The sequence below is a fragment of the Corallococcus terminator genome (assembly GCF_003611635.1).
GTDB lineage: Bacteria > Myxococcota > Myxococcia > Myxococcales > Myxococcaceae > Corallococcus > Corallococcus terminator.
The window spans coordinates 1-12,081 of sequence record NZ_RAVZ01000010.1 but is presented as its reverse complement, the minus strand read 5'-3'; the positions used below and the strand labels follow the sequence as shown (position 1 = coordinate 12,081).

The window sequence follows — 12,081 nt, the reverse complement described above, 5'->3', positions numbered from 1 at the left end:
ACTCACCGAGCGATTAATGTTCACAGCGCCGACACTCGGCACCGCGGGCCCGGCGGCGTTTGGGGATCGCCGAATCCCCGCGGTTCAACACGAAAGGTGAACATGCACATGATGCACTGGATTCGAGGGGGCGTGGCTCTGGGCTTGGGGCTCGTGCTGGCGGGCTGTGGCGGTCCCGAGTCGCAGGAGGCCGACGCGCCGGAGGTTGGCGCGGTGCAGCAGGGCATCAACAAGGTCACGAACAGTGGCTTCGAAGCGGCGCCGCCTGGCTCCTACAACTACACGGTTCTCACCACGGGCGCGACGACCCTGACCAACTGGATCGTGGGCGGCAGCATCAAGGTGATGAACAACTCGTACAAGACGCCGAACAGCGGGACCAAGTCCATCGACCTGAACGGCTACGGCGCGGGCAGCATCGAGCAGACCATCTCCACCGTGGCGGGCAGTGGCTACACGGTGCGCTTCTACGTGGCGCTCCCGCCCAGTTGCACGGGCACGCGCAACGCGACGCTCACTTACGGCCCGTCCACGGCGAGCGTCTCCAACTCGCTGCCGGGCTGGACCCTGCGCACGTATGTCTTCACCGCGACGACCTCCAGCACGCTCATCAAGCTGCAGAGCACGTCCGGCGGCGTGAGCTGCGGCCTGGCCATCGACGACTTCACCGTGGACGGTCCGTGATCCACCCGTGAAGATTTGAACGAGCGTAGGGAAAAGCCCAGCAACCCGGTGAGGTTGCTGGGCTTCTCACTGTGAAGCCGATGAGCGGCCAGGCTACTTCTTGATCACCGTGCGCACCGGCCGGAAGCCGTAGGAGATGTCACCCGAACCCGCGGGGTACTGATACCGATGCGCCGCGCGCGCGGCGAACCGGTTCTCGCGGTAGTTGCCGCCGCGCACGATGCGGCTCTGCCCTGCCTCTTCCTGCTCCAGTCCGCAGATGCCGAAGGCGGTGGGCCGGGCGGTTGCTGTGTCCGCGCCCGAGCGCGTGGTGCGGTTTTCCATCGACAGCTTCGATGGCGGCTCTTCCGCACGCGCTGGAGGTGAGACCCGCTCCCGTCGCCCCGGGTGGAGAGAGGGGCGACCGTCCTTCAGGGACGCCTTCCCCGCCTGTTCCCGCGCAGCAGTCCCGTCAGCAAGAGCAGCATCAGCCCCTGAAGCGGAATGGCGCTCCAGGGCATCGAGGCACAGCTCTCGGATTCGCGCGGTGGGTCCGAGCCTGAGGACAGACTCCCTGGGGTGACATCACTCACGCTGAAGACCGTCGCGAGCACCTCGGAGGAGGTACCGTCCTGGCCTGTCACACGCACGGCCACGGCATAACGCCCACTCTTGGAGTAGACACAGGTGGTGCTCACGCTGCCGGGAGCGCCCACTGACTGCTCCACCTCTGGCTTGAAGGTCGCGCCATCGTGGTGGCAGTCCCACGCGACCGTCCACGCCCCCGTCTCCTGGCCGTCGTCACGGAAGGAGGCCTGGAGGGTGATGGGGCTGTCCTCCCGAGGGAGCGAGGAGACGAGGACCGGAGCAGAGACCACGGGCCCGGGCGAAGGGTGTGGCAAGGACGTCCTGAACAGCAGGCTGGTTCCGTTGCTCAGACTGGGAGCGAGATGACTGAACTGCAGCGCCGCCGACGGGGCCGTCTGGATGCCCACCGTGGCCGCGCCTCCATTGTCGATCTCCGGGTACTCGTCCGAGCCGAGAAGGACGTTGGCATAATTGAAGGCAATGTCCGAACTGCCCTCCAGGAACACCACCTGGAACGTGAGCGGCGTGGAGAACGAGACCCCCGCATAGAGGGCGTCGCGCCACTCGATGACCAGCTTGCGGTGGGGCGCTTCTCCCAGCACCTCGTAGAAGAGGCCCGAAGGGAGCTGTGACGGTACTTCCAGGTTCTGCCAGAGCGGCAGGATCGCCGAGGAGAAGAACGGGGCAGGAAGCGCGGAGTTGGCCGCGAGCGAGAGCCCGGGGGCAAAGCCAATCCTCCCATTGCTGTCCACATGGAGCGTGGTGAATCCCGGCTGCACGTCGGCGAACCGCAGGGGGAACGGAAGCGGGCCGATGACGCTGACCGTCTCGTCGCCCGCGTCATCGAGGCGGACCGCGTCCTCGGTCATCACTTCATAGGTGGAGGGCCGCTCCTCCACGGAGAGATAGGGTCTGAGCACGTCCACGAAGACGGTCTCCCCTCCCGGGAAGCCCAGTGCGTAGGAGCCCGCGTCCCTCGGGATGAACCGCGCCGTGTAGATGCCATCGCCAGCGGCCTGATCATCCCCCGCGCCATCATCCAGCAGCCGGAGGACCGCCGGACCCCGGCCGGCCACCGTCACGACCACCTCGCCCCCCGGCGCGGCACAATTGATGTTCAGCACCGCGACGGGCAGGGAGCCGCCGACGACGAGCGTGAGGCGGCTGGAGGACAGCAGGGGCTTCAGCCTCCGGGTGAGCAACTGCCTGTCACAGTTCAGCGCGCCGTCCCTCTGGGGTCCCCAGGCCCGCAGGCGCCGGCCGGTCAGCGTCACGTTGGCCAGACTCGGCACCGCCTGGCCCCCCGCAAGGAGAAGGTTCTTGATGGCCTTCCAGTCCCGCGTGGGGTCCTGGGCCGCGAGCAGGCCGGCGACGCCGGTGACGTGCGGCGAGGCCATGGAGGTACCACTGAAGGCGCGGTAGAGGCCGCCAGGAACCGTGCTGAGGATCTCCACCCCCGGCGCCCCCAGGGCCACGGTCTGTGGGCCGAAGCTGGACAGCCCCCAGCGCGCATCCTTCCGGTCCGTGGCCGCGACCGCGAGGATGTTGGGCAGATCGTGCCGGGCGGGCCAGCTCTCCGCGACGTCGATGTTGGCGTTCACATTGCCGGCTGCCGCCACGAACAGCATCCCCGCCGTCATGTGCCGAGCGATGGCATCCCGCATCGCGGGGGAGTTGCAGCTCCGCGTCCGGCAGCTCCACGAATTGTTGGTGGCGACGATGTTGACCGGGTGCGCAGCACGAGTCTTCAAGCCCAGGAAGTAGTCCAGGCACTTGAGCGCATCCGACTCCACCCCATTGCCCGCGCTGTCGAGGAACTTGCAGGCGAGGATCTTCACCTTCCAGTTGACGCCCGTCACCCCCAGGTTGTTGCCGCCCACCGCGCCCAGGATGCCCGCGACGTGCGTCCCATGGTTGCCATCATCCATGGGGTCCCCCGAGCCCGCTCCAATGGCGTTGATGCCATGCACATCATCGATGTAGCCATTGCGGTCATCATCAAGCCCGTTGCCGGGGATCTCCGCCGGATTGGTCCAGACGTTCGCGGCCAGGTCCGGATGGGTGTAGTCGATGCCACTGTCGATGGTGGCCAGCACCACATCACTGCTGCCCGTGGTGACACCCCAGGCGCCAGCCGCCTGGATGTCCGCCCCCGTGAGCCCTCCGGACTGCCCCGTGTTCCGCAGGCTCCAGAGACGTTCGAACTCCGGGTCGTTCGGCACGTCGCTGTTGCTGGAGTAGATGGAGTTGTACCCGGCGTAGAGCACCCCAGGATCGAGCCGATAGGCCGCGAGCGCCCGTTCCAGGTCCGTGCCCGGTGGCAGCCGGACGACTCGCAGGCCGGGCAGGGACGTGTACCCATGGACGACCTTCGCGCCCCATGCGGCGCTCGTCGCGGACATCGCGGAGGGGGAGTCCTTCTCCCGGAAGCGCACCAGCAGCTCGCCTTCCACGCGCTGGAGCACCGGGGGGGGCTGAGGGGAACCACGGGCTCCCTCGGCCTCCTTGCTGTCGCACCCCTGGAGCGCGAACAACCCCAGGACCAGGCCCACCCTTCCCACCGCGCGCCATCCGCGTTCCCGCCGGACACGGTACGTCATGACCAAGAAGCTCCTCACAAATGAAGGGCTGCAACGACACTCCACGACGGAACCCGTCAGCGGCGGCGGACCCCAGCCAGGGTCCACCAGCCGCCAGTTCCCTCTTCCCATCCCGACGCGAGCAGGGGCGGCGCCTGGAAGCGCCGCCCAGCTCCGACATCAGTGACCGCCGCTGGGCTTGAAGAGCGGCTCAGGAATGAATCTCAGCAGGCGCTGCATCTCACACTGACGGCGCCACAGGTCGTTGTACTGCCGATCCTCGAAGTCCACCGGGTCGGTGAAGGTGTGGTATTGGAGAGGCTGGGACAGGTCCCAGCTGTTCGCCTCCAGCGAGCCCTGATCGTTGGTAGGCGCGACGAACCTCGAAAGCGCGGCCCGCATGTTGATGGAGCGCGGCGCGACGTGGAAGTTGGAGGAATGCGTCTCCGCGTAGTGGCAGCCGTTGCAGGTCTGCAGCGCGAACAGGTGTCGGGTGTTCGTCGCGAACGTGCCACCGTTCTGCTGGTAGCTGCCCTGGGCCCCATCCGTCAAATCCCAGACCAGTTGCAGCGTCTGCGCTCCGGGGGACCGGGAGGCACCTCCCACCATGACCGCGGGCAGGGTGCTCAAGTCCTCTGCATTGATGAGCCCCGCGTTGGCCAGCAGATACCCATCCAACGAGCCGCTCTTGTTGTAAAGGCTGTCAGGGGTCAGCTTGACCGTGTCGGGACGCAACAGGCAGGTGCCCGTGGAACAGTCGCGCTTCTGCTCGCGCAGCTCCCACACCCTGTTCGCAAGCGTGTTGGTGTCGAACTCGATCTCATTGGTGCGCGCCTGGCTGAGCGCGGAGCCACCGGAGACCACGCCCGGGTTGTACTGGGTCACCCGGGTCGTGAGCTGCCCCAGTGCGACGTTGAAGGGCTCTCCCCACCCGCGAGCCGCGAGCGAATACCAATCATCCGCCCAGCCGAAAGCGTCGTTGTGAGGGGTCAGCTTGTACTCGAGGATGACCGTCGCCTTCATCGCTCCGTTGGTGGCCGAAGCGAGCCCGTTGAGGTCGACGAAGCCGAAGACGAAGCGCAGTTCGCCAGGGCTGTCCGAACCATAGGCATTCCCACTCAGGTCCACGCGATTGACGATAGCCAGCAGCCGGAACGGAGCCTGATTGAAGTCGAGCGTGCACGCGCCACTCGCGGGGCAGAAGCTCTTGTCCCGCCACGTCTTGATGAACTTTCCCATCCCCGTGGGATTGCCGCTGAGCATCCCGGTCCGGGCCCCCATCACATGGCCATTGACGACCTGATCGGTCATCCAGGTGTTGAGCCACTTCAGCACGAAGTCCGACGTGCCCGCGGCGTCCTTGTTGCCCGCGATCTGCGACATCAGATAGCCGAAGTTCCACTGCCCCTTGCTGCTGGGGCTTGCACACGACGCGGTGCCGGTCCATGGAGACTGGGTGCGGCACGGGTCGTTCACAACTGAAAGGTCCCGGACCACCAGGGACTTTTCCATGTCGAGGACCGGTGAGTTGAAAGGACAGGCGGCGATGATGCCCTGCTTGGCCGTCCGCGTTACGGCAGGCGCCTGCGGCTCTGGCATCACGTCGCGCCCACATCCGACCAGAATCAGTGCCATCACGCACCACGGCAACTGCTTCGCGTATGACTTCATCATTCTCCCCTCACGTGAACAGCAAAAGACGCCTGCCACCCCCTCTCACGCGAGGGCATCAGGGCCTTCCTCTCAGCAGTCGGGTCTGCGGCGGCGATACCCACGTCAGGGACCCGGGACGGTCCGCTCAGGTCGGCGACTGCATCCGCCGCCCTTCTTGTGGGAGACACCAGGATTTCACGGAAAGTATGACTAGTCAAGCAAGTCCTGTCAGGGTCGGGCCCTGGACGGGCTGCGAAGACTTGAGGCAACGTGCCTGTTCTGGCGGCGCTGTCTTCCTTCACTCACGGTGTTTTCATCGACGGGCCCATGAGAAATCCACTCTTGAGGTACTTGCTGAATGCGGCGGCGCTCCTCTTCGTTCCCGGCCTGGCGGGCGCGGAGCCGACACAGGAGTGGCGCTGCAGCACGGATGACCTGGAACCGGAACAGGCCATTGCCCGCATCGAGTGGGCACGCAGGTGCGCGCTGACGCGCAATCTCAATCCTGCGGGGCCAGAATCCTGGATGGTGTCCAACAAGGCCTTCGACACGAGCTTCGCATGGGCGAAGGACTACAAGGAGTTCAACACCAGCCGCGCATACACGGGCAACATCCATCAGTACAACGTCAACTACTACCATGCCTACGCGCTCTTCGAATCCACGCCGCTGTATTCGGTCTTTCGTGAGCCCATGGGACGCCCGACCAGCAATTACTGGAAATGGTCTCACTATTCGCCGCGAGTGCGTCCGTTGTACCCTTCGTTCGAGAACACGCCCGTGACGGGCGGCGGCACCCAGCTCTTCCCCTCCCCCACCCTGGCTGACTGCGATCTCTATACGGACAAGGCCGGGACGCAGCGGTGGACGAGCGACTTCTTCGTCGTCGCCTATTGCGAGTCTGCCTGCTACGCGCCGGACCAGCGCCTGGAGTTCAGCACGGGAGAGGTGAACATCGTCGAGGCCATGCAGCAGGGCCGCGAGGACATTCTCACCCTCCATCCAGACGCCACGCTCGAGGAGCTGTCGCTTCAGCAGGGCAAGGTATTCAGCTACGTCACGGAGATTCGCGACGCCAGACACGTCCTCTTCGAGCTCCGCACGAAGTCCGGTGGGACGCTGCGTGTCACCCACGAGCACCCGGTCATCACCAGTGAGGGCCGACTGGTGCAAGCGCAGACGCTCCAGGTAGGCGACGAGCTGCTGCGAAGGGACGGCACACCGGACGTCATTGTCTCCGTCGAGAAGACCTCCCACTTCGGTAAGGTCTACAACGTGAAGCCGGAGTCACGGGAGCGGGTCGCCAACGTCCTGGTGGCGCAGGGCTTCCTGGTGGGCTCCGCGCGCTTCCAGAGCGAGGACGTGGGGTACATGAACCGGGTCCTGCTCTTCCGCGGCATTCCCGCGTCAGTGCTCCCGAGGTAGCGCACTCCAGACAGAACCCGAGGGCCTGCCGCGGCTCCTCGCCTCAACCGCGGTGAGCCCCGTGTCAGGCGCCGGAGGCGGCGGCTTCCAGCGCCGCGAGGATGACGGGGAGGTCCGCCTCCCCCGTGCGCCAGTTGGAGAACGCCGCGCGCAGGCCGGGGCGACCGGCGTACTGAGTGGGGGTGAAGTGCACGCGCCCGTCGGCCTGCAACGCCGCGAGGAGGCGGTCGCGCCGCGCGGCGTCCCCCGAGCGCAGCGCGAAGCAGACGATGTTCAGCGTCACCGGGGCGAGCAGCGCGTACTGCGGGGAGGCAGCGAGTCCCTCTCCCAGTCCGTGGGCGAGCGCGCAGCAGCGCTCGACGAGGGCGCGGTGCCCGTCGCGCCCGTAGGCCATGAGCGTCATCCACGCGGGCAGCGCGCGGAAGCGGCGTGAGTTCTCCGGCGTGCGGTGCAGCAGGTCCGGCCCCGCCCCCAGGTAGGCGGCCATCGCGCGGAAGACGCGCTCCTGCTGCACGAGGTGGCGCGTGAAGACGATGCCGGAGTCGTAGGGGACGTTGAGCCACTTGTGCCCGTCGGCCGCGATCGAGTCCGCGTGCGCGAGCCCCCGCAGCAGGTGCGCGTGCGCCGGGCTGCAGGCGGCGAAGATGCCGAAGGCGGCGTCCACGTGCAGCCAGGCCCCGTGGCGGCGGCACACCTGCCCCACCGCTTCCAGGTCGTCGAAGTCCCCGGTGTTCACCTCCCCCGCGCCCGCGAGGACGATGGCCGGGGCGCCGCCGAGTGCCGCGAGTCGCGCATCCAACGCCTTCGGATCCATGACGGGCCGGTCCGGGAGGCACGGGACGTCCTGCACCACGCGTCGGCCCATGCCGAGGATGGAGAGCGCCTTGAGCACGCTCGCGTGCGGCGCGCCGCCCAGCACCGCGAGCCGAGGCAGCCCCCACAGCCCCTCCTCACTCACGTCATGGCCCAGCCGCTCCATCGCCCACTGCCGCGCGGTGGCCAGCGAGACGAGGTTCGCCGCCGTCGCGCCGCTCACGAAGGCGCCCTCGAAGGCGTCGGGCAGACCGAAGAGGGAGCGCAGAAGGCCCAACGCCTCGCGCTCCACGCTGGTGGCGAGCGAGTCGCCGCCGTTGCTCAGGTTCTGGTCGTACGCGGAGACGAGCCAGTCGCCCACGAGCGCCGCGGGCGTGGTGCCGCCGGTGACGAAGCCAAGGTAGCGCGGCCCCGCGGAGCCGGAGAGCCCTGCCTCGTAGCGGCGGCGGAAGAGCGCGAGCGCGTCCTCGGCGCCAAGGCCCGCGTCGGGCAGCCCGAGCGGCTCGGGCGGCGCGGGGCGAATGCCCGCGGGGCGCTCGGGCAAGGCGGTGAGGAACTCGACGGCGCTCGCGCGGGCCTGTTCGAGCAGGTCCGGGAGCCGGGAGAGATCACGGGAGAGGACGTCGCTCATGGTCACCAGGGGCCCTGCGCCCTCAGGCAGAGGGACGGGGCGAGGGAGGATTTCTGAATCATGCGTCAGCCCCGGAAGAACGTGCGAGCGCATTGGCGCCTTCGTCCGCTGTCGCGCGAGCCCTCGGCCCCCAAGCGCCTGGAGGCCCCGCCCCCTCCTCGGAGCGCGGAGGGGGACGATCGCCACGGCGCCATCGGCCCGGCCCGCCGCCCATGAGGCATCCGGCCGATGCGCTCCACTGCCCCTCTGCTCCAGCATCCCACCCTCCACGGAGCCCGGTGCATCCTCGATGTCGGGTGAAACCGCCGGATGTGGACCCCGTACCCGGGTCGACGGGCGAGAACGCCGCCATCTCCCCTCCGAGCCCGCGTGCGTCCTCGACGTCGCCGGACCCGGGTCGACGCGAGAGAGCGCCGCGCTGTGGGCCAAGGTGGAGAAGTCCTCACGTCGCTGGGTTGGGCAGGGGGACGTATCCTTCCGGTGCCCCCATCCGTTCTCCCAGCATGACCCCACCGCCAGACCCACTCCCGACGACGCTGCGCAGCTCGTGGCAGCACTTCCTCGACGTCTACGAACCCCACCGTTCCGAGCTCTTCCGCTACAGCCGCTACCTCACCCGCAGCCCGTGGGATGCCGAGGACCTGACCCAGGACGCCCTCGCGCGAGCCTTCGTCACGCTCGGCCAACTGGGCGCCGCACCGCCCAACCCTCGCGCGTGGTTGCTGCGCGTCGCCACGAACCTGTGGATCGACCGCGCGCGCCGGATGCGGCCGGAGGACGCGCCCGCGGAGGCCGCGCCGGTTCAGGCGGACCCTCGCCCGACGCGTGAGGCGGCCGGGACGCTGCTCGTGCGGCTCGCGCCCCAGGAGCGCGCGGCGGTGGTGCTCAAGGACGTCTTCGACCTCTCGCTGGAGGACATCGCGGAGACGCTCTCGACGACGACCGGAGCGGTGAAGGCGGCGCTGCACCGAGGACGCGGCAAGCTCGCGGACCCCGAGGTGTCGCCGACGCGCGCGCCCGCCCCGGGAGCCCTGGACGCCTTCTGCGCCGCCTTCAACGCGGGAGACCTGGATGCGCTCACAGCGCTCCTGCTCGACAGCGCCATCGTCGAGGTGGTGGGGGCGACGACGCAGTACGGCCCGGAGGCGGCACGGCGCACCGTGCTGTACGGCATGCTCTTCGGTGTCGCGCGATTGGTGGACGCCGAGCGGCGCGGCGGCATCGAGCCGCGCTTCATCCAGGGCGCGCGCAATGTCGCGCCGCGCGTGGAAGCCCGCGAGCACCGTGGCGGGCAGGTCCTCCTGCACTGGTATTCGCACGCGGACGGAGAGGCCGTGCGCGCGCTCACCCGTGTACGCATCGAGGAGGGCCGCGTCGCGCACCTGGCCAACTACTTCTTCAACCCGGACCTGATCGCGGAGGTGTGCACGGAGCTTGGAGTGCCGTTCCGCTCCAACGGCCACCGCTTCTGGATCGACGGAGCCTGCTGATGCGAACGCTCCACTTCCACCCGCTCTCGTCGTTCTGCCAGAAGGTGCTCGTCGCGCTCTACGAACTCGGGCTGCCGTTCGAACGACGCTTCGTGGACCTTGGCGCAGCGAACGACCGCGAGGCGCTCGCGCGTCTCTGGCCGTTCTGCCGTTTCCCGGTGCTCGAGGACGACGGCCGCGTCGTCGCCGAGTCGAGCATCATCGTCGAGCACCTGGGCCCGGGGCTCATCCCCACTGACCGGGAGACAGCCCTGGAGTGCAGGTTCCTCGACCGGGTGTTCGACCTGCACGTGAACGAGCCGGTGGGCAAGATCGTCACCGACCGGCTGCGGCCCGAAGGCGCACACGACGTGCTCGGGGTCGAGCGCGCACGGGACACACTGCGCACCGCATACGGTGTCCTCGATGCACGCCTGCGCGGCAGGACGTGGGCGGCCGGCGACGCGTTCACGCTCGCCGACTGCGCCGCCGCCCCCGCGCTCTTCTACGCGGTCCGCATCGAGCCCCTCCAGCACCCGCATCTCACCGCGTACTTCGAGCGGCTCCTCGCACGGCCCCCGGTCGCGCGCGTCTTCGAGGAGGCGAGGCCCTACCTGCACCTCTTCCCCGTGAAATAGACGCCCTCCCGGGCAGGCCGCGCGACCTACTGCGCGGCCTGCTCGGACAGCAGCCGCACGTTGAGCGCTCCGTTGGCGAAGAACTGGCCGTTGCGCCCGACGGTATGCCCTTCCAACCGCCGCTGGAGTTCGATGTCGTAGCGTCCGAGCTTCATCAGCCCGTCGTTGAACCAGCCATCCCCCTCCCCTGAACCATCCACGTACTGCGCATACACCCCGGCTGCGGGCCAGATGACGGTGTCGAGCATCACGAGGAACCGGTGGAGGTCATTGTCCGTCCACGTCATGCCCGCTTCGTTCGCTTCGACGACGAAGGCGATGACGCCGTTTGCGTGCGCCACATCCTGGCCGGGCTGGGTGTTCAAGCCCCACCGGTCATTCCAGATGTAGGCCGTCGGGTGGTCGGGGTTGAGCTCCATCTGCGCGCGCAGGGACGACGGGAAGTTGGGCAGGCCCTGGTTGATGTTGTCGAAGACCTCCAGATAGCGGGCCTTCCGCTCGGAGTCCGTGGTCATCCTCGACAGGTCCATGGCGATGAACGCCCAGTGCGCGGCCATGTGCGTGCGGTTGCGATAGAGGTTGTCGTTCGCTCCCCGATGGAACCACTTGTCGAAGACGTTCTTCTCCGAGAACGCCAGCAGCCGCTCGTATTGAGAGCGGTAGACATCGGCGGTGTAGAGTTCGGGCGTCTCGCGGATGACGCGCAGCATCCGTGTCACGTAGCGCCAGCAATAGCTCTCATACAACGGCACCTCCTGCCCCGGAGGCTGGGAGAGCGCCGAGGCCCAGCCCAGATACCCGTCCTTGAACTGGCTCTGGGGGAGCACCGAGGAGCGCGAGGCGGAGGCCACCAGGTTGTTGACGTAGAGCAGCGCCCGGTCCAGGTACTGCTTCTTCCCGGTGGCCCGGTACATCGCGGTGTTGGCGTCGATGCCATAGGCGAGGTTGTAGAAGTTCCAACTGTCGCGCGAGTTGCTCCAGCTCAGGAAGTCCCGGGTGTGCGCACGCCCCCACTCCGCCAGGAACAGCCGCTCCCAGGCCGCGACGGAGCGAAGCCCGGCGGGGGCCGGAGGCACCGGAGGCGGAGTCGGAATCGAAGCCGGAGGAATCGGCTCCTCCGCGGGCGGGGGCGCTGTCTCCCCGGGAAGGAGGACCTGCTCCGGGTCTTCGATCCTGCCCGCGACCCCGCATGCGACGCACAGCAGGGCAAGCAACAGGACCGGGTGCCTGGCGAAACGAGAGCGGCATGGGCGATGGGGGTTCGACATCAGGGGCCTTTGGTCGGTTCAACGGGCCTCTGAGGCTAGGGGCGCCCAGGGGCCGTCCCAACGCCCCCAAGGGGACGGACGCGCTTCCAGGACAGGACGCACCAGTGCCCCCAGAGGCCGGGCCTGGAAACCGTGCCGTGAAGCCTTGGACAGACGAAGCGTTCAGCACCGGCTTCGGCGCGGGGATTTTGTCGAAAGTGGAGACGCCCCCCTTCCATCCTGCGCGACCGCTCCTTGGATTGGCTGGATGCGGGCGCCCATCCCTCGGCCAGAGGATGGGGTCGCACCGTCAGCCACCCTGCCCTACCGCGTGCGCGACGGTGGGACCCGGACGTGCTACCCCAGGCCCATGTC

General features: G+C 68.0%; 9 protein-coding genes. 4 read left to right on the top strand and 5 right to left on the bottom strand.

The genetic code is table 11. From position 1 onward, the window contains the following. The first annotated feature begins 132 nt into the window (after nt 1-132). Nucleotides 133-684 carry a DUF642 domain-containing protein gene (locus D7V88_RS02915; protein ID WP_158624975.1) on the top strand — a complete coding sequence of 184 codons (552 nt, stop codon included), beginning with the start codon at nt 133-135 and terminating at the stop codon, nt 682-684. A gap of 93 nt (nt 685-777) precedes the next feature. On the opposite strand, the gene D7V88_RS02910 is transcribed toward D7V88_RS02915, so the two are convergent. From D7V88_RS02910 to D7V88_RS02900, 3 genes are all read right to left on the bottom strand, one after another. Then, nucleotides 778-1,008, bottom strand: coding sequence for a hypothetical protein (locus D7V88_RS02910; protein WP_120539045.1), 231 nt, complete (start codon nt 1,006-1,008; stop codon nt 778-780). A gap of 86 nt (nt 1,009-1,094) precedes the next feature. Then, nucleotides 1,095-3,851, bottom strand: a complete 2,757-nt coding sequence (locus D7V88_RS02905) for a S8 family peptidase (RefSeq protein ID WP_158624974.1) — start codon at nt 3,849-3,851, stop codon at nt 1,095-1,097. A gap of 159 nt (nt 3,852-4,010) precedes the next feature. Then, nucleotides 4,011-5,504, bottom strand: coding sequence for a hypothetical protein (locus D7V88_RS02900; protein ID WP_147448578.1), 1,494 nt, complete (start codon nt 5,502-5,504; stop codon nt 4,011-4,013). 321 nt (nt 5,505-5,825) lie between these two features. On the opposite strand from D7V88_RS02900, the gene D7V88_RS02895 reads away from it, so the two are divergent. Further along, a complete protein-coding gene (locus D7V88_RS02895) occupies nt 5,826-6,908 on the top strand; it encodes a Hint domain-containing protein (protein WP_147448577.1) in 1,083 nt (360 codons plus the stop codon). A 64-nt stretch (nt 6,909-6,972) separates the two neighbouring features. On the opposite strand, the gene D7V88_RS02890 is transcribed toward D7V88_RS02895, so the two are convergent. Next, nucleotides 6,973-8,352 carry a pyridoxal phosphate-dependent decarboxylase family protein gene (locus D7V88_RS02890; RefSeq protein ID WP_120539079.1) on the bottom strand — a complete coding sequence of 460 codons (1,380 nt, stop codon included), beginning with the start codon at nt 8,350-8,352 and terminating at the stop codon, nt 6,973-6,975. Between the two features lie 503 nt (nt 8,353-8,855). On the opposite strand from D7V88_RS02890, the gene D7V88_RS02885 reads away from it, so the two are divergent. Continuing rightward, on the top strand, nt 8,856-9,842 hold the full coding sequence (locus D7V88_RS02885; RefSeq protein WP_120539041.1) for an RNA polymerase sigma factor: 987 nt from the start codon (nt 8,856-8,858) through the stop codon (nt 9,840-9,842). After that, the gene (locus tag D7V88_RS02880) at nt 9,842-10,459 is read left to right on the top strand and encodes a glutathione S-transferase family protein (RefSeq protein WP_244237938.1); all 618 of its coding nucleotides are present in this window, start codon (nt 9,842-9,844) and stop codon (nt 10,457-10,459) included. The genes D7V88_RS02885 and D7V88_RS02880 overlap by 1 nt, the downstream gene beginning before the upstream one ends. Nucleotides 10,460-10,485: 26 nt before the next feature. On the opposite strand, the gene D7V88_RS02875 is transcribed toward D7V88_RS02880, so the two are convergent. Then, the gene (locus D7V88_RS02875; protein ID WP_244237937.1) at nt 10,486-11,673 is read right to left on the bottom strand and encodes a hypothetical protein; all 1,188 of its coding nucleotides are present in this window, start codon (nt 11,671-11,673) and stop codon (nt 10,486-10,488) included. Nucleotides 11,674-12,081: the final 408 nt, after the last annotated feature.